The organism is Flavobacterium sp. AC105 (assembly GCF_979258495.1).
This window is the reverse complement of sequence record NZ_OZ409860.1, coordinates 2,285,028-2,302,521: the sequence shown is the minus strand read 5'-3', so window position 1 is coordinate 2,302,521 and position 17,494 is coordinate 2,285,028. Positions and strand designations below refer to the sequence as shown.

Below are 17,494 nucleotides of genomic sequence, written 5' to 3'. Positions count from 1 at the left end.
TTAGTAAAAAAAATATAATTTCACATAAGCCTGTTTTTTTTCGTTTTTTTTACATAAATCATTATTTTGATGATAATTATCTACTAAATCGTTTTATTAAAAGCCAAAAAGCGGATTTTTAACATCAAAAAACAAGTCTTAAAATTATTAGAAAATAAAAAATTATAACAAAAAGATTACTAAAACGTTTTATGTTTTCATTATTCGCAATATGAAAACAAAATTTTGTTTATACTATTGAAAAATACGTATAGAAATGTGGAATATGAAATACCAATAAATCGTGCAGAAAATTTTACAAAACCCTAAATCCTAAAACAGAAGAATTTGAGCATAAAAAAACGCCTCAATAAATGAGACGTTTTGTTTAACTATTTAGGATAATATAGTCGTTATGCTTTTGCTTTTCTTTTTACAGTACAGCCAATTTCTTTTGTTTCGGTTATTGCAGGTTTTTGATTGTTTTGCAAGGATGAAATAACATCTTCAACATACTTTGTTTTTTCTGTTTTTGTTCCTTCAGGATCGTTATCAATTGCTCCGGTATATTCTATAGTTGTTCCTTTTCCTGATTTTGAAACTATAAAAAGATGTGGTGTATGTTTTGCACCGTATAAATCTGTAATCACTTGTCCCTGATCAAATAAGTATGGGAAAGAATATTTTTTTTCTTTTGCCAAATCCTGCATTTTATCAAACGTATCTGCTTTTGATGCTTCAGGATCATTTGGATTAATGGCGATTACCGGATATCCTTGTGGTTTAAACTTTTTGTCAAGATCAATAATTCTCTGCTCATACGCTTTTGCATATGGACATGTGTTACAAGTAAATACGACAATAAAACCTTTTGCTTTTGGGAAACTCTCAAAAGAAACTTCTTTATTGTCTACGTTTTTAAGTTTAAAATCCGGCGCAGCTTGTCCGGCTTTTAATGTTGCTGTTTGTGCCTGAGAAAGCAGTATATTAAATAAAAAAAGGGTAAAAGTAATAATGACGTTTTTCATAATTTATAGTTTTTTATATTCAGTTAGTAATTGTTCGTAGGTAAGTTCGCTTTCGATAAATTTTCGTTTATCGTTTTTGATGAAGATTGTCGCCGGAATACTTCCCGACCATGCAGGATCTATTCTGTCGATATATTCTTGTGGATTGCTTTCATTTAAAAGAAAGACTTCATTTTTAAGGTTTTTTCTTTTCACAAATGGAACAACAGCAGATTCTAATTTTGATTTAAAATCAACGCTTACTAGCAAAACAGCCAGTTTCTCCGATTTATGTTCCAGACCAAGCTTTTCGAAATTGGGCAATTCCTTAATACAAGGTGCGCACCAGGTTGCCCAAAAGTTGACAACGTATGTACTGTCTTTTCCGTTTTTGATTCTTTCTGTTAATTGATCGACGTTAATCAATTTTACTTTTTGGCCATAAGATGTTGCCGAAAAAGCCAGAAAAAGAAAAAGACCTGTTTTAAAAGCGTGGATTTTCATTCGTAATGCTTTATTAATTTGTTCCTTACAAATATAAAGGAATGAAAAAGTATTTTTTGTTAATAAAAGTTTAATGGTTTTAGATTTTTAAAAACTTCTATAATTTGATTTTTTTGCCTTGATGGAAAGTATTACAAGAGTGATGGTTTATGGAAACAGCAGAGATTTTATAAACTATGTTGTAATTCTTTTTATTTTAATTAATTATGGTTTACCATAATTTAGTTATAAAAGCTTTCTTTATGTTTGTAAAGAAGTAGACTATTTATTTAAAAAAGAATAACTATTTGAATCTAGAAATTTGAAAAGCATATAACAATTCAATGGCAGAAAAAATTATAAAAAAGATTGTAAAAATAGAGGACCTTATTTTTTCGCAAAACCTACACATTCCGGATTATCAAAGACCTTATAAATGGACCGTTCAAAATGTAAATCAGTTAATTGATGACATCTTATTGTATAATGATAAAACGGCTTATCGATTGGGTACGATTGTTCTGCACAATGATAGTAAACATTTAAATATCGTTGACGGACAGCAACGTTTACTTACACTTTCGTTAATCGCTTTTGAATTACTGCGAAATGAAGAATATGCAAAATTGACAAACCTTAATTATAAGTCACTTTCTATTGCTAAGCTAGAATTTCAAATTGAACTTTCTAAGCAAAATTTAAAAAGAAACCAAATTCATATCAGAAGCAGGATCAAAGAGTTTCGAAGAGATGATGTATTATTCTTTTTTAATAAATGCGAATTAGTTTATCTTGAGCTAACCAAAATTTCTGAAGCGTTTCAGTTTTTTGATTCACAAAACAGCAGAGGAAAAGATTTAGCTCCACATGATCTTTTAAAAGCTTTTCATTTAAGAGAAATACCAACTAATAAAGAACAGGAATCTTTAGACTGTGTTGCAAAATGGGAAGAAGTATCAGATGATTTATCTCATGTTTTTGAAAACTATTTGTTCAAAATAAGGCAATGGAGCAAAGGTCGTTCCGGTGTAAATTTTTCGAAAAGTAAAATTGGCGTTTTTAAAGGAATTACTATTGAAAATCCTTATCCGCTCAACTTTGCACATTCTTATGAAATGAATCATTCTTTTGTGGAAAACCACAATAATAATTCCGAAAATCAAACTGATGAAAATAGCATTAACTATCCGTTTCAAATTGATCAGGTAATCTTAAACGGAAGACGTTTTTTTGAATATATCCATCATTATGCCAAGCAAATTGATCGTATAGAAAATGTATACAGTAACGATTTAAAAAAACAAGAAGAATCTATATTAATCCATTTTAATGAAGATTCTGAAATGGCACCAAAAATAATTCATACTTTGAAAACCTATAAAGGAAGAGGCAGAAGAGGCGATAGCTTTTTAAAAAATCTAATGGATTGTTCGTTACTATATTACGTTGATAAATTTGGAGCAAAAAAAATTGATGAAGCATTGGTTAAATCTTTTCTATGGGTTTATAGCGTACGATTAATACAACCAGCTGTTCAAATGCGAATGGTGGATAGTCATGCAACCGATTTTTTAGGTTTTTTTAGGGTAATTAGAGAATCTGTACACCCAAATGAAATTTTACATCGTCGTTTAACACCGGTTACATACGATCCTATTAAAAATAAAATTCAAAATATTGCACCCTTAGTTGGGATATTTGCTGAATTAAATGCATTAAAAAAATAATGGAAGATCCTATAGAATTTAATATCGAGACAATTTTCAAAAAAGAGAATTACATCATTCCGCTTTACCAACGTAATTATGCATGGGAAGAAAAAGAAGTAGTTCAGCTTATTCAGGATGTTTGGGATTATGCCTGTTTTGAGCCTGATTCTAATTATTATATTGGTACGCTCGTGGTTCATAAAAAGGAAATTGATACTGTAACTCATTATTATGAAACTATTGATGGCCAACAAAGGTTAACGACCATAAATATATTGCTAAGCGTTTTAAAAAATGAATTTGGTGTAGAAGTACATTCAGGTTACGAAACGCGACTAAAGTTTCAGAGCCGATCCTTATCATCAGAAACATTAAAATCACTTTCGGAAAATGGAAGTAAGAATAATGATAATCTTAATGGCAAGATGTATCAGGCCTATTTAGATATAAATAAAACATTAAAAGAATTATTCAAAACAAAGAAAATTGAAAAGGAAAAATTTATAAAATATCTTTTCGAAAATATCAAAATCCTTAGAGTTGTAGTGCCGCATGATACAAACCTGAATCATTATTTTGAGATAATGAATAACCGAGGCGAACAATTAGAAAAACATGAAATATTAAAGGCTCAACTGCTTGTATACTTAAAAGATTTTCCACAAGATTCAAAAACATTCTCAGCAATATGGGACGCTTGTTCAAACATGGAACGTTATATTCAGTATGGATTTGAAAAAAAGATAAGAGACTTGATTTTTACAGGAGAGAACAACGATATTATTCCTGAAAATGCTGATCTTTTTTTTAAAACAATATATGATGAAAATCTAACTAAAACTGAAGGCGATGAAAATCAAACTAAAGCCGAAAGTGGCAAAAACAGCTTTTTAGATATTGTTGAAGATGACGAAATAAAAATTGGTGAAGAATCATTATCTGAAAATGAAACAGAACATAAATTCAACTCCATTATAACTTTCCCTAATTTCCTTTTGCATGTCTTAAAAATTTCTACAAATAAAAATATCCGTCTTGATGATAAGGATCTTAATAAAAGGTTTACAGATGAATTAGAGAAAATAACAACTGAAACCGAAAAAGCCGAATTTGTAAAATATTTTGGGTATAATTTATTTAAATGTAAATTCCTTTTTGATAAATATATTATCAAAAGAGAATACAAAATCACTAAAGATGAATGGAGTTTAAAGAAGCTTAATTTTACCGAAAGTAAAAATTATACTTACGGTAACACCTTTGGGGAAAATAACAAACAATTAATAATGTTGCTTTCGATGTTTCATGTATCGTTTCCTCAAACTATATACAAACATTGGCTAAACGGCGCACTTATCTATTTATTTACAGAATATAAAAATGGAATAGACATTAATAAGTACCTGAAATATTTGGAGTCTATGAGCGATGCCTTTTACTTTGATCGTTTGTCTGAAAAAGCGCTGGATTATCATGATATTATTTATACCAATTTTTCAAGACCCGTAAGTTCAGAGATAATTGAGGCCAATTTACATCAGGGAACAGATGTTCAAAATTTCATTTTCAACAGATTGGATTATTTGCTTTGGAAATCAATTGTGGTTGATAAACAAGAGACGTATAAAATTGATAATATCGAGAATTTTGAATTTTCGTTCAGAAGTTCAGTTGAACACTTTTTTCCTCAAAATCCAAAGCAAATTGAAGATAGAGGAAAAGTAAACAACGAATTGCTTCATAGCTTTGGTAATTTGTGTTTAATCAGTAGAAGTAAAAACTCAGAATTAAGTAATTATTCTCCAAAAGCAAAAGCTGAACATTATGCTGCATCATCATCAATTGAAAGTTTAAAACAACGATTAATGATGAGTAAAAGTGAAAAGTGGTATGATGAAGCCATTATAAAACATCAAGAAGAAATGATTGAAATTTTGAATAAAATATCTTAGAGTTTCAAAAAAAGTCTCAATGAAATAGTTATGAAAATTGATTCCTTATAGCGTGAAGTTGATAAGGAATCAAACTCGGTATTAATATATTGGTTTTAAATCACCCCAAATCTCTCTTTATATCTTTCTAATTCCGCTTCTGTTTTACTAAGTAATTTTTCCAGAAGCATTATTTTATCTTCGTAAAGTGCTTTTAATGTGGTGGTGTTTTCGGTATTAATCAGGATACTTCCGTTATTGTTTCCTATTACTTTATTAAAGCTGCTGAAATAGCGCTGACTGTCAAAACTTATAATGTCTTCAACGCTGACTTCTAAAATACGGGCAATTTCGACTAATTTTACGTAGGACAAAATGGTTTTTCCTTTTTCAATTTTACTATATCCTGCCTGGGTTACCCCGAGTTGTTCTGCCATATATTCCTGAGTGTAATTTTTTAACTCTCTAATGCTTTTGATTTTGTTTTTTATAGAAGTGGCCATATTTTTTCTTTTGGGGAAATGGTATAACTAACACAGCCCAATACTAATATTAGTATTGTAGCTACACCGTATTAAAATGCATTTAAAACTACTTCATTAGTAGGTTAAAGAAGTCGGGTTTATCGTTATTTTTTTTTAGTAGTAATATAAAAACCATATACAACTGCAACGATAATACAAAGCAAATCGCAATGGGAAATTCCGGATACTAACATGAGCAGGTTTTAAAAAGTTAGGCCGTTTTTTTTATCATCCGATCAAACTGGAGGTTTAAATACTGGTCAATCTGTTTGCCAATACTGTTCTTGTCTGCGGTTTTTATTTTGGTTGTAATTTCTTTTTGATAAATATCCCGGACTATGACATAATACTCAAATTCGGCATTATCATGAAACCTAAGAATAACAAGAAATGTGTAACAGAGCAATGTTGGAATGATATAGTATAAGTCGACCATATCTGAAAAAATCATGCAATAATAGGCAAAAACCGTTACAAGGATAAACGAAGTATTGATAAGAAAATAGGTTTTCTTTTTTCGTAATATACCAAGTTCAATTATTTCATCAAAAGCATAATGCCATCGATTTTTGCCATAGTCAAAATGGACTTGATTAGAGTGAAGAGTAATGGACATAATAAGTAGGTAAAAAAACAATTTTGGGCTTTGTTTGAAAGAAATCGCAATACTAGAAGGCAAAACAACTCTTTTACGCAATATTACGCAATAACTTCTTTTTTTTTCTTACAATTACTATAATAGAATATAACTGAGAGTTATAATTAAATCCAAAATGTCTCTTATTCCTTATAATACGTTTTTTTGCATTAAAAAAAACAAATAATAATGAAAGAAACTATTGCTTAGTTTCATCCAAAATTAATACCGCTATCTGATCAATTGCCTGATTGACAATATCCTCAGGGCTTCCTTTAAATTCAAAACGTTTGGCGATTTCTTTATCGGGAAAAATAATATGGATAAAAATAGTTCCTACAGGTTTACTGGCACTTTCGCTTCCTCCGGGCGTTGTTAATCCCGTTAAAGCAACGCAAACATCTGATTTAACGTAGCGATGAAAATTCTGAGCCATTAATTTTGTTACTTCGGCTGATTCTGCTGTGTGTTCCTGAATAGTGCCGCCCGGAATCAAAAGCAAATCTTCTTTCATCGAAATATTATAACAAACCATTCCTCCTATTAAGATTTTTCCTGAATCGAAAACCGTAGAAAATTCATAATTCAATTTTCCTGCCGAAGCACTTTCTACGAAAGTGATCGTCCAGTTTTTATCTATTAAAGCCTTGCAGCAGTTTGTTACTTTCTTAGAAGCCATATTATTTTAAATTAAGATTAATGAATGTTATTCGCCTGTTTCGCTATGTGGCGCATCTACAGGTTTTGATTGTGAAGAACCTTTTTGACGCAGGAAAATCGATAATACAATTATGGCAAATACAGAGAGGAATTCGCTTTGCCAATTCTGGAAAGATTCAAACCAAATTTTCGAATCTCCCAAGTATTCTGAAAAAGACATTTCAGGGTTTCCTTTTAAGATATTCATGGTATTTTCATCTTTCAGACTTCCATAAAAATGAAGAAAAAAAGAGGCAATAAACAATATGAATAAACTAATTGTTAATGAGTTTTGATATAACGATAACCAAAATCCACCTTTTTTAACTGGCCATGGCACATCTTTTCTTTTTGATGAAGGTTCACGATCTACTTCTTCCGGTCCGTCAAAACCTTTGGATTCAGAAGATCCTTTTTGTCTTAGAAAAATGGTCAGCCATACAAACAAAGCCATTTGTAAAAACTCACTTTCCCAGTTTTCAAATGTAGCTTCAAAAAAATGTCCCGATGTCAGATATTCACTTATTGTGACAGCATGACTTCCGGCTTCTATAAGCTCTTTATTATATTCTTCTATACCAAAAATAATCTGACCAACAGAGGCTCCAATAAAAAGTAACAAAAAAACTATTGATAAACTGTTTTGATAAAGAAATTTTTTCATACAATGTGTTTGATTTGTTTTAGTATTGAAAGTAGATTTTTCAGAAACAAATTTATAGCATAATAAATTCCAGTCGCTTACATGATTTTTGCTAAAGATTATATCATTTAAATCTGTGATTTTCAATTGGTAAATTATATAAGAAGTAAAGGAATTATCAGAGAAAATAGACAACAGTTAAAAAATTATCAGTTATATAATTTACAAGAATGATTATATTATAAACTACTGTTAATTATGCAATTAGATAATATATTCATATAAAGCTTTTTAACGTATTCAAAAGTAGATTTGTATATAATCATTAAAAAAAAATATCATGAATACTAAAGAGCAAACAAACAGCAGCACTAAAACTTCTGGTGCAAAATCTATGGATAAAAAAATAGATAAAAAGGAAACTTCTCCAAAAAGAGAAAGTGAACCTACCGGAAAAGAGAAAAAACAGGCTTCGACCACTAAAAGATAATAAATCGTAAATTTTACTATTATGGAAAATCAAAACAACCAAAATTACGATCAGAACAATCGTAATTTGCAAGATCATGATTTAGATACGCTTATTGATAATGAAAGAAATTATTCAACTGAAAATAGTTTTGAAGATCAATATAAGGAAGATAATTTAAACGATGTAAATCATGAAGTAAATGATTATAACAGAAATGAATCTAATCCAGATGAAGAACCAATTATTAACGGAGAAGATCAAATTACAAATGACGAAGATCAGGATGATTTGGAAGATTCTTTAGAAAAAGACGGTGATCTTGACGATGATGATTCAGAAGATGATGATTTAAATGATGAGATCGATTTAGGCGAAGTTTCGCATGATCCTTTTCCGGGAACTAATCCGGGACAATTCTAATTATTATGACACATTATATAAAATGACCGTTAAGGGTAAAATCTTAACGGTTTTTTGTGTTTTTATAGTACTTATACCCTAAATTTTATAATAAATATATGAAACTATATAAACTTTCGCATTGTAATGTTTGCTAATTTAGTCGAAAGCTTTCTAAGTCATTTTTCAAGTGAATTAAAAGCCATTTTTATCTATCAAAACTAGAAGTATGAGCATTACAATTCAAATTATCTGGCTGTTTATATTAGCAATTCCTATTGCCTGCATTAGTTGGACTGTAACTCATGAAGAAATATTCAGGGAACCTCATGAATGGTGCGTAAAACATTCGCAAAATGGCCGTACGATTCTAACCAGAAAGTTCTTTTATCTCTTTACCTGCGAATATTGTTTTAGCCATTATATTACCATTGCTTTTTTAATTATTTGCGATTATAAACTATTACTCAATGATTGGCGGGGTTATATTATTGCTGGATTTGCCCTGGTTTTTACGGCAAATATTTACATGAGCCTTTTTGCGTTATTAAGACAAGCGATTAAAAAGGAAAAAGTTGAGATTGAAAAAATTGAGAATGAAACGGATAGCGAAAAACTATCAACGTAAATTAAATAAGTTAAACTAATAAATTAAAATCATGGAAAATTTAAATTTCATAAACCCTTTACTTCATGGAATTGTTCCTGAAACATTAGAAAATAAAACATCAAAACTTTCTGTTAAACATTTGGCTTGCGCCGGAGTAAGTTCTTTACTTATTGGTGCGGTCTTAAAAAAAGCGGGACATAACAAAACGGGAGCCGCAGTTGCCAGTCTTGCACTTCCGCTATTAGCATCAGCACTTTATAAAAAATTTGGAAATTCTAAATCAGAAAACAACAATAAAAGTTCAGATATTACCGGAAACTTTTATTAAGAAGAAATCATATCTGTCTCAACAAAAAAAAGCATCCGTAATGGATGCTTTTTTTATGGAATATTATCTTAAAGAAAGAATTATTTTACCGGATTTTTGATCGTATCGACATGAAGTGGATTTGCCGTAGGATCTGAAACTACTTTTGTTGTATTCGGTTTTTGTGTTTTTCCGGTTCCTGCTTTTGATTTTGTATTTTTTGAAGATGCAGGATTTTTAATTATAGCTACATCAGCAGGATTTGCCGTGGGATCTGAAACAACTTTTGTAGTGTTCTCTTTTTGATTTTTACTTGTTTCTACTTTCTTAGCAGCAGAAGTTCTGGTTTTAGAAACTTTTGCATTCTTAATCGTATCTATACGAGAAGGATTTGCCGTAGGATCTGAAACTACTTTTGTAGTATTGGGTTTTTGATGCGTTTGCGCACATGCACTTCCTGCAAAAATAAGGAAGGCGCATATTAAAAATACTTTTTTCATAATGTTGATTTTTAAATTAATAACGGGGTTTTACTATAAACCAATCTCAATTTAAAGTCACAATGAATAAATTACTTCAATCAAAATCAATCTATAAATCCAAGAGTATTATTTATCATAAGAGATTATTTTACTTCTATATTTCCTTCGACCCAATTTAAAGCTTTATTGAAATCTATTTTTTTAAATCCTTTAAATTCTCCCGGAACGATATAACTGAATCCGTTTGTGAACGAAATTATTTCTTCAGAATCTGAAATTATAGCGGCACGATTCCATTTTCCAAGATGTTTCAATCCCAATAATGCATCTTGCAACCAGGCTCCGGCTGTAAAATTTTGCAGATCGGTATCAAGAACTAATAAGAAATTTATTTCGTTTGTTTGTTTTACTAAATGTTCTACTGCAGGAATAACCACAGTCAAAAAATCATCTTTTGTAACTTCTGCTAAAGCTCTAAAAGCAACTAAATTATCGGTTGTGTCAATTTGATGTATCATGATGTTTAATCGATTTGAATTGTTATTTATTTTAATTTGAATTCTTGTATTATCTTCTTTTATTTATTGAAATTATCAGAAAAATAGTATCAGGATTTTATCAAAATTAGTTTAGATTATAATTTTTATCTTATATTTTTTCATCCGTATTTTATAAAATAACAATGTGCTTTTTTGGAGTTTCTGAGATTCTGAGATGCTGAGGTTCTGAGATGCTGAGGTTCTGAGTTTTTTTCTGTACAGGCGGATAAACGAAATGTGAATGTATAATATGAATGGCCTTAAAACAACAAAAGCCCGTTTCTTTCGAAACAGGCATTTTGTAAAAAAAATAAACTAACACAAAACTTTTAATTATATCCTTGATTTTGTTTGAATTCCTTCGTCACATCGATTGTTGATTGTGGGATTGGGAATACTCTTCTGTATGGTTCTGAAAGTGGTTTTGCAGTTCCCGGCAAATCAAATTTTCCAAAACGGATCATTTCTGGTCTTCTGTACAATTCCCAGTATAATTCGAATCCTATTTCGTTGTATAAAACGGTTTGATCGATTGCTGTTAAGACTTTTCCCGGAGCATTTCCAAATAATGATTCTCTTTTTCTGCTTGTACGCAATTTATTAAGATCATCCATTGCTAATCCTGTACTTCCTTTTCTGAAATAAGCCTCAGCTCTCATTGTGTACATTCCGCCTAAACGGAACAACGGAATATCAACATTACTGTTACCGTTTCCTCCTTCAGGGTCGAATTCGTATTTAAAAACACGTACTCCCTGATTGATTTCGTTTTGAGCGAAAACAGCCTGCGTAGGGTTTTTGAACGTTAATGTTGGTGTGAAATCCATTCTTGTCGTTGTGCTTTTTTCCATATATAATGGAGAAACTTTAATACGGTTACCAACCATTTCTAAAGATCCTGATGGCAATAATATTGGACCATACTGAAGTCCGGCTTCCATACCTCTGTTAAAATGGAACCAAGGTAAATTAGCACTTTTAGGAACGATATCTGTTGCTGGAACACTTGGCGTTGTACCGTCGTTCATGAACCATGTACCATCTGAATATTGATAATATTGGTGAAATCTTGGATCATCGTGATTTCCGTCCCAGGTTGCGTAAAATTCAGGCGTTGTACAAGATGCGTTTGTTCCTCTGTTTGCTGCAGATGTTCTTTGGTTACGCTCCATTGACATATAAGCAAAACTGTTAGAACCATTACGGATGTAATCTATCTTTTGAGAAATTGCAAAAATAAGTTCGGTTCCGTTTTCGTTTGTTCTTGCAAAGTTTTTAAAATAATCACTTTCTAAACTGTATTTTCCTGAATTGATCAACAATGAAGTGTAATAAATAACACGGTCCATATCTGTTCCTGTTCCGCTTGCTGCAGGCTCATTAAAATTGAAATTTGAAGCGGCATTAAAACGATCTTTAAATACAGCACGGTTCAAATACATATTTGCCAAAAAGCCATAAGCTGCTTGTTTTGTAAAACGCCCGTGGTGTGTTTGCTGTTCTCCGCTTTCGGCCAAATCCGGAATTAAAGCTTCAACATCTGTAATTAATTTATCGATTTGAGTATCGGCTTTTAAAATCTGCAAAGGCGCATTCGGGTTCATAGGATCTCTGTATGGCACTTGTCCGTACAAATCTAAAGTCGTATACATATAATAAGCTAAAAGTGCTTTAGCTTCTGCCAAAAATAACTTTTTCTCCGGAATCGAACTTGTTTCAATAGACTGAATTGCTGTTAAAGAGCGCGTAATTCCGTTTGTTAATTTGTTCCAGTTATCGCCTACAACAGCATTGTCAGGTTTCCATGTAAATTCGTGCATGTCTCTCCATTTTCCGCCATCTCCCCAGTCACTTCCGCGGGTTGGCAAAATAGCCTCATCTGTAGAATATTCCTGTAAAGAAAAAACACAGCCGTGATCTGTAAAAGTTCCGTCTCCTAACCTGTCATAAGCTGCAGCAAGTGCGCCTGCAGGGTTAGAAGCATTATCTCCCAATACTTCATCCAGCACAACTTCGTCAAGATCTGTACAGCTGGCAAATACCAGAATAAAAGATAATAATGTGATTAATTTTATACTAAAAATTTTATTTGTCTTCATAATAATTATAATTTTAAAGTTGCTCCAAAACTGAACGTTCTTGAAGTTGGATAACTAGCATAATCAATACCTATAGATTGATTTCCTCCGTTTGATTTTGGACTGTTGATTAAAGGATCATAACCTGAATAATTGGTAATCGTAATTAAGTTTTGACCTGTAATATAAAGTGTCAATCCGTTTAACCAATTCACTCCTTTTAAGTCAAAATTATACCCAATACGAGCTGTATTTAATCTGATGAAATCTGATTTTTCTAAGAACAACGTTGATAAAATTGGAGAGTTTGTGGCATTTGCACCAGACTCATAATATCCTGTTGCAACGTTTCTGTCAGATGCTAAGTTGTTTATGTTTAAAGCATTTAATCCTGTGTTATTCAATAAATAACCTCCGGTTTGACCAATGATAGAGAATGAAAATGTAAAGTTTTTGTATCTCATATCACTATTAAATCCGTAATAGAAAGTTGGTAATGCACCTTCGATAATGATTCTGTCGCTGTTATCGATTTTTCCGTCTCCGTTTTGATCTTTAAAGATATTAGCACCGTTTGAATCAAAACCAATATGCTGTAACAAATAGAAAGATCCTGCAGCGTAACCGCTTTTGTAGATATTAGCATTTACTCCTGATTGTCCAGGTCCAGAAATGGTTCCTGTCAGGATTTCTGAAACCGGAAGATCTTCGATTTTATTTTTTAAAGTTGCTCCGTTCGCATCAATATTCCAGGAGAAATTTTTAGTATTAACTAATTTTGTACCTACCATAAATTCAAAACCTTTATTGATGATTTTTCCGTCGATATTGGTCCAGATTGTAGTTGTTGGGCTTAATGCCTGTGATGGAACATTCAAAATAGCATCAGTCGTAGTTTTGTTGAAATAATCTAAAGTTCCATACAATTTATCATTCCAGAAACTGAAATCTAAACCGGCGTTATATTGTGTTACAACTTCCCATTTTAAATCAGGATTTGGTGTTCTGTTTACCGAAACTCCGTTTACCAGATTCAAATCATTATATAAATAATATCCATCGGCACCAGCCAAAGAATAACTTGCCTGCGTAATTTTGTTTTCAACTTCCTGATTTCCGGTTTGTCCCCAGCTTAATCTTAATTTTAAGTTATTAAGAGCCGTAACATTTTCTAAGAATTTTTCTTTAAATACATTCCATCCCAAAGCAAATGATGGGAAATAACCGTATTTATTATTTTTTCCAAAACGAGTTGAACCGTCCGCTCTCATAGAAGCTGTTAAAAGATACTTTTCGTTGAACGTATAATTTACTCTTCCAAAATAAGACTGTAATTCATTTTCCTGCGCATATCCTGAAACTCCTGATTGTGTTCCTGCAAAACCAGGATTGATAGATGGCGGTACACCAACTCCCTGGTTTGTGATTCCGTCAATACTGAAAGCTGTTCCTGATCTTTCAAATTTCTGATAAGAAAATCCGCCTAAAGCTTCTAATTTATGTTTATCTAATAACAAATTATAAGTCAAATAGTGTTCGATCAAAGAGTTTTTAGAATCTAAATTGTTTTGAACATATTTCCCTTTTGGATTCAAATCCGTTACGTTAGGATAAATTGTCGTATTTCTTTCAGATGTAGAACGATCAATACCAATATTCAATTTATATTCTAATCCGTCAACGATTCTTAACGAAGCTTCAAGATTTCCTAAAACTCTCAACGTACGCGTTTGGTCCTTATAAATGCTCAATAAATAAGCAGGATTATAATGCGCGTTCATGTTGAAGTTGGTATAATTTCCGTTTGCATCAAAAACGGATCTTGTTGGATTCGCCATTAAAGTATGAACAATCAATTGTCCGTTAGAACCTCCGTCATCACTTGTAGGAACACCGTCATCTTTGGTTTCGCTGCCTGTAAGGTTCATTTTTACTTTTAAACGTTTGTTATCCAAAAACGATTCGGCAGCATTAATTCTACCTGACATACGTTTGAAATTACTGTTTCTAATAATTCCTTCCTGATCCATTTGTGCAACAGAAGCGTAGTAATTTCCGGTTTCTGTTTGCTTAGAAAATGCCAATGAATTATTTTTAGTAATAGCCGTTCTGTAAATTACATCTTGCCAATCTGTGTTTCCACCGTGATCAAAAGCAGGTTCTTTAATCGCTTTTCTATATTGATCTGCGCTTAAAACATCCAGTTTATTCGCTACAGTCGAAATTCCCGTATAAGAGTCAAAAGTTAAAGTTCCTTCGCCTTTAGCCCCTTTTTTGGTTGTAACCAAAACAACTCCGTTAGATCCTCTCGCTCCGTAAATTGCAGCTGCCGATGCATCTTTCAAAACGGTAATCGATTCGATATCGCTGCTGTTCAAAAAGTTCAAAGGGTTTTTAGCAGATGAAGATCCAAAACCTACATTGCTTCCGTCAGGACTTACATCATCGTTAGACAACGGCAAACCATCAACTACGAACAAAGGCGTACTTCCGCTTCTGATCGATCCAACTCCACGAATCGTAACATTTACACCAGCTCCAGGCTCTCCGCTTGTACTTACAACACGAACTCCGGCCACTTTTCCCTGCAATAAATTATCAGGCGAAATCGTGATTCCCTGTTTAAAATTTGCTGCTTCAAGCTGCGTTACAGCTCCGGTAACATCTTTTTTAGATTGTTTACCATAACCTACAACCAAAACCTCGCTTAACTCAGCAGTATTTGGTTCTAACTGAATGGTCATGAAACCGCTTTGTGCCGTAACCGTTTTGCTTTTATATCCTAAATAGGAAACTTCAAGTGTTTTTCCTTCACCAATCGTGATTTCAAATTCACCATCAAAATTAGTAACGGTTGAGTTTGAAGAACTTGTTTCCATAACCGTTGCACCCGGAATTGGCACTTTGTTTTCGTCAACAACTTTTCCTTTTACTTTTATTCTTTCAACCACTTTACGGCTGATCGTTTTAGGAGCTTCTGCTTTTTGAATTAAAACTAATTTGCCATTAATATTGTAATTAAAGTTTGCTTTTTTAGAAAGATCACTTAAAATTAATGCAATAGGTTCATTCGTATAATTTACGGTATAAACCGTATTATCAGCTATAACAGCTTGTCCGTAACTAAATTTATAGTCCGTTTGTGCACTTAATTTTGAAAAAATAGAAACAAGGGTCGCTTTTTCTATTTTATTTTTTACATTTGATTTTTCCAGGGGATTAGTTTTACTATAACCATTTTGAATGGCCAGTAACGCTAGCACTAAAAAGACAATTCTCTTTAGATTTAAATAGATAAGTTTAAAATACATGATTTAAGTTATTGGTTTTTATCGATACTTAATTATTAATCGCAGTTGTTCTCAGCAACTGCTTTTTTGTTTTTAATCCACTCTTACTATTTCGCCATAAACTTTAAATTTTAGGTTTGTGATATAATTTATTTGTTCTAAAACACTTTCTAACGTCGCATCCTTTTTAATGAATACCGTTAAAGGAGTCGCCAATACAAACTCGTCATTGTATTGAAATGAAACTCCGTATTTATATTGTAAAATCGTAATTACTTGTTTCAAAGTAGTTTGATTCAGCGTTACATCTGTAGCATACCAATTGACCAAATATGATTTGTCAGCCATTTGTTTGCTCAGTTTTTTTCCTTTAAATAAAGCTTCTTCGTTTGGCACCAAATCAACGCTTTGCCCTTTTGAAGAAACATTTACTTTTCCGGTTACGACAATTACTTCGCATTTTGTTTTTGATAACTGAATGTGAAATGAAGTTCCCACAACTCTCGTTTTAATTTCGCCGGAACTAATGATAAAAGGATGCTTTTTGTCTTTGGCCACTTCAAAAAATGCATTCCCTTTTAGTAAAGAAACATTCCTTTGATCTCCGTCGAATTTTTCAGGATATCGGAATAAAGAATTTGCTGCCAGATAAATTTTCGAACCATCACTTAATTTGATAGATTTGGGAAGATCTGATGTTTTAAATGTCATTTGCTTTTCAGCTGAAATGCTCGGTTTAAAGAAAAATCCTAAACCAACTAGAAAAAGAATACTGGCAGCGGCCATATATTTTAAATAAGGATTGAATGTTTTTTTCTTTCCTATTCTATATTGAATACTTTCATATATATTTTGAGAAACGGCATCAGAATTTCCCATAGAAATTTCGTCCCATTTTGAATTTTGATATTCGTTTAAAGCAAAATCATTTAATAAATTTTCTTCTGCTTCAGAAGTTTTATTGCGAGAACTTTTGTCTATAAGATGTTCTAAACTATGTTTGATTCTTTTTATCATAATACTTATTATTACTAGTAAGTACCAGAATCATGAAATCGTACTATCCGGAAATATTATGAAACCATTAACACAAAGTTATTTTAAAACTTTTGGTTCAAAATAATGAAAGGAGCAAGCCAGGCAAGGTCTTTCAAGCCTTCGCGCAATTGTTTTAATCCTGTAGAAATCTGATTTTTAACAGTTTGTTTAGAGATTCCAAGTTCCTCCGCAATCTGATCAATAGACATATCCTGAAACTTGTACATTAATAAAACTTCTTTTCTTTTTTCAGGAAGTTTATCTAATAAGGAATAAAGTAAATCCATCAGTTCCGGATCGATCGACGTAAAGTTGTCGATAACATAATCCTCGAATTTATCTTCCAGAACCGTCTTATCAAACCTGTTATTTTGGTAATGTTTAAAGACCTGATTTTTTACCGCCCTGAACAAATAAGGTTCAATTGCATTTATATTAAGGTCGTCTTTTCTTTCCCACAAATCAATAAAAACATCCTGAACAATGTTCTGCGCCAAGTCTTTATCCTGAGTCATCGTATACGAAAACGCATTGAGCTTTTTCCAGTAATCGGTATACGTTTTTTCAAAAATTTCAGGGTTTTTCATATTGGTTTTGGGAACTGTTTGGTGATGTAAAATAATAAAATCATATACGAATCTTTTTTTCCTGAACGTTATCTTTAAAT

At 31.8% G+C, this 17,494-nt stretch carries 17 protein-coding genes; 6 read left to right on the top strand and 11 right to left on the bottom strand.

Annotated features, from left to right (window positions below; all coding sequences use genetic code 11):
- Positions 1-392: 392 nt before the first annotated feature.
- On the bottom strand, positions 393-1,007 hold the full coding sequence (locus ACZ0AH_RS09880) for a thioredoxin family protein (RefSeq protein ID WP_463475630.1): 615 nt from the start codon (positions 1,005-1,007) through the stop codon (positions 393-395).
- 3 nt (positions 1,008-1,010) lie between these two features.
- Positions 1,011-1,490, bottom strand: a complete 480-nt coding sequence (locus ACZ0AH_RS09875; RefSeq protein WP_463475629.1) for a TlpA disulfide reductase family protein — start codon at positions 1,488-1,490, stop codon at positions 1,011-1,013.
- Positions 1,491-1,813: 323 nt separating this feature from the next.
- Between ACZ0AH_RS09875 and ACZ0AH_RS09870 the strand changes: the two genes are divergently transcribed.
- Positions 1,814-3,196, top strand: coding sequence for a DUF262 domain-containing protein (locus ACZ0AH_RS09870; protein ID WP_463475628.1), 1,383 nt, complete (start codon positions 1,814-1,816; stop codon positions 3,194-3,196).
- Positions 3,196-5,130, top strand: a complete 1,935-nt coding sequence (locus ACZ0AH_RS09865; RefSeq protein WP_463475627.1) for a DUF262 domain-containing protein — start codon at positions 3,196-3,198, stop codon at positions 5,128-5,130. Before ACZ0AH_RS09870 ends, ACZ0AH_RS09865 begins: the two co-directional genes overlap by 1 nt.
- A gap of 95 nt (positions 5,131-5,225) precedes the next feature.
- Here the strand turns inward: ACZ0AH_RS09865 and ACZ0AH_RS09860 are convergent, their stop codons facing one another.
- The 3 genes from ACZ0AH_RS09860 to ACZ0AH_RS09850 all read right to left on the bottom strand — a co-directional run bounded on the left by ACZ0AH_RS09860 (position 5,226) and on the right by ACZ0AH_RS09850 (position 7,633).
- On the bottom strand, positions 5,226-5,612 hold the full coding sequence (locus tag ACZ0AH_RS09860; protein ID WP_463475626.1) for a helix-turn-helix transcriptional regulator: 387 nt from the start codon (positions 5,610-5,612) through the stop codon (positions 5,226-5,228).
- 857 nt (positions 5,613-6,469) lie between these two features.
- Positions 6,470-6,949 (bottom strand): CinA family protein, encoded by a 480-nt coding sequence (locus ACZ0AH_RS09855; protein ID WP_463475625.1) that lies wholly within the window; start codon positions 6,947-6,949, stop codon positions 6,470-6,472.
- A 27-nt stretch (positions 6,950-6,976) separates the two neighbouring features.
- Entirely contained in the window at positions 6,977-7,633 is a 657-nt protein-coding gene (locus tag ACZ0AH_RS09850; RefSeq protein WP_463475624.1) for a DUF6766 family protein, read from the bottom strand.
- Positions 7,634-7,952: 319 nt separating this feature from the next.
- On the opposite strand from ACZ0AH_RS09850, the gene ACZ0AH_RS09845 reads away from it, so the two are divergent.
- The 4 genes from ACZ0AH_RS09845 (at position 7,953) to ACZ0AH_RS09830 (ending at position 9,421) form a co-directional block, all read left to right on the top strand.
- Entirely contained in the window at positions 7,953-8,102 is a 150-nt protein-coding gene (locus ACZ0AH_RS09845; protein WP_463475623.1) for a hypothetical protein, read from the top strand.
- Positions 8,103-8,123: 21 nt separating this feature from the next.
- Positions 8,124-8,504, top strand: coding sequence for a hypothetical protein (locus ACZ0AH_RS09840; protein WP_463475622.1), 381 nt, complete (start codon positions 8,124-8,126; stop codon positions 8,502-8,504).
- A gap of 208 nt (positions 8,505-8,712) precedes the next feature.
- Entirely contained in the window at positions 8,713-9,111 is a 399-nt protein-coding gene (locus tag ACZ0AH_RS09835) for a hypothetical protein (protein ID WP_463475621.1), read from the top strand.
- A gap of 31 nt (positions 9,112-9,142) precedes the next feature.
- Complete coding sequence (locus tag ACZ0AH_RS09830) at positions 9,143-9,421, top strand: PrgI family protein (RefSeq protein ID WP_463475620.1); 279 nt, start codon at positions 9,143-9,145, stop codon at positions 9,419-9,421.
- Between the two features lie 80 nt (positions 9,422-9,501).
- On the opposite strand, the gene ACZ0AH_RS09825 is transcribed toward ACZ0AH_RS09830, so the two are convergent.
- The 6 genes from ACZ0AH_RS09825 to ACZ0AH_RS09800 form a co-directional block, all read right to left on the bottom strand.
- Positions 9,502-9,900, bottom strand: a complete 399-nt coding sequence (locus tag ACZ0AH_RS09825) for a hypothetical protein (protein ID WP_463475619.1) — start codon at positions 9,898-9,900, stop codon at positions 9,502-9,504.
- Positions 9,901-10,025: 125 nt separating this feature from the next.
- Positions 10,026-10,400 (bottom strand): SpoIIAA family protein, encoded by a 375-nt coding sequence (locus tag ACZ0AH_RS09820; RefSeq protein WP_463475618.1) that lies wholly within the window; start codon positions 10,398-10,400, stop codon positions 10,026-10,028.
- 350 nt (positions 10,401-10,750) lie between these two features.
- Complete coding sequence (locus ACZ0AH_RS09815; RefSeq protein WP_463475617.1) at positions 10,751-12,520, bottom strand: RagB/SusD family nutrient uptake outer membrane protein; 1,770 nt, start codon at positions 12,518-12,520, stop codon at positions 10,751-10,753.
- Positions 12,521-12,525: 5 nt separating this feature from the next.
- The gene (locus tag ACZ0AH_RS09810; protein WP_463475616.1) at positions 12,526-15,810 is read right to left on the bottom strand and encodes a SusC/RagA family TonB-linked outer membrane protein; all 3,285 of its coding nucleotides are present in this window, start codon (positions 15,808-15,810) and stop codon (positions 12,526-12,528) included.
- A gap of 72 nt (positions 15,811-15,882) precedes the next feature.
- Positions 15,883-16,806: a FecR family protein gene (locus ACZ0AH_RS09805; RefSeq protein WP_463475615.1), complete on the bottom strand. Its 924-nt coding sequence runs from the start codon at positions 16,804-16,806 to the stop codon at positions 15,883-15,885.
- 83 nt (positions 16,807-16,889) lie between these two features.
- Positions 16,890-17,414, bottom strand: a complete 525-nt coding sequence (locus ACZ0AH_RS09800; protein WP_463475614.1) for an RNA polymerase sigma-70 factor — start codon at positions 17,412-17,414, stop codon at positions 16,890-16,892.
- Positions 17,415-17,494 lie beyond the last annotated feature (80 nt).

What these genes read in the sequence shown, in the direction of transcription:
- ACZ0AH_RS09825 (WP_463475619.1), bottom strand. Translation starts at nt 9,900, where the DNA reads ATGAAAAAAGTATTTTTAATATGCGCCTTCCTTATTTTTGCAGGAAGT.
- ACZ0AH_RS09870 (WP_463475628.1), top strand. Translation starts at nt 1,814, where the DNA reads ATGGCAGAAAAAATTATAAAAAAGATTGTAAAAATAGAGGACCTTATT.
- ACZ0AH_RS09875 (WP_463475629.1), bottom strand. Translation starts at nt 1,490, where the DNA reads ATGAAAATCCACGCTTTTAAAACAGGTCTTTTTCTTTTTCTGGCTTTT.
- ACZ0AH_RS09815 (WP_463475617.1), bottom strand. Translation starts at nt 12,520, where the DNA reads ATGAAGACAAATAAAATTTTTAGTATAAAATTAATCACATTATTATCT.
- ACZ0AH_RS09860 (WP_463475626.1), bottom strand. Translation starts at nt 5,612, where the DNA reads ATGGCCACTTCTATAAAAAACAAAATCAAAAGCATTAGAGAGTTAAAA.
- ACZ0AH_RS09865 (WP_463475627.1), top strand. Translation starts at nt 3,196, where the DNA reads ATGGAAGATCCTATAGAATTTAATATCGAGACAATTTTCAAAAAAGAG.
- ACZ0AH_RS09810 (WP_463475616.1), bottom strand. Translation starts at nt 15,810, where the DNA reads ATGTATTTTAAACTTATCTATTTAAATCTAAAGAGAATTGTCTTTTTA.
- ACZ0AH_RS09880 (WP_463475630.1), bottom strand. Translation starts at nt 1,007, where the DNA reads ATGAAAAACGTCATTATTACTTTTACCCTTTTTTTATTTAATATACTG.
- ACZ0AH_RS09805 (WP_463475615.1), bottom strand. Translation starts at nt 16,806, where the DNA reads ATGATAAAAAGAATCAAACATAGTTTAGAACATCTTATAGACAAAAGT.
- ACZ0AH_RS09845 (WP_463475623.1), top strand. Translation starts at nt 7,953, where the DNA reads ATGAATACTAAAGAGCAAACAAACAGCAGCACTAAAACTTCTGGTGCA.
- ACZ0AH_RS09835 (WP_463475621.1), top strand. Translation starts at nt 8,713, where the DNA reads ATGAGCATTACAATTCAAATTATCTGGCTGTTTATATTAGCAATTCCT.
- ACZ0AH_RS09840 (WP_463475622.1), top strand. Translation starts at nt 8,124, where the DNA reads ATGGAAAATCAAAACAACCAAAATTACGATCAGAACAATCGTAATTTG.
- ACZ0AH_RS09800 (WP_463475614.1), bottom strand. Translation starts at nt 17,414, where the DNA reads ATGAAAAACCCTGAAATTTTTGAAAAAACGTATACCGATTACTGGAAA.
- ACZ0AH_RS09850 (WP_463475624.1), bottom strand. Translation starts at nt 7,633, where the DNA reads ATGAAAAAATTTCTTTATCAAAACAGTTTATCAATAGTTTTTTTGTTA.
- ACZ0AH_RS09855 (WP_463475625.1), bottom strand. Translation starts at nt 6,949, where the DNA reads ATGGCTTCTAAGAAAGTAACAAACTGCTGCAAGGCTTTAATAGATAAA.
- ACZ0AH_RS09820 (WP_463475618.1), bottom strand. Translation starts at nt 10,400, where the DNA reads ATGATACATCAAATTGACACAACCGATAATTTAGTTGCTTTTAGAGCT.
- ACZ0AH_RS09830 (WP_463475620.1), top strand. Translation starts at nt 9,143, where the DNA reads ATGGAAAATTTAAATTTCATAAACCCTTTACTTCATGGAATTGTTCCT.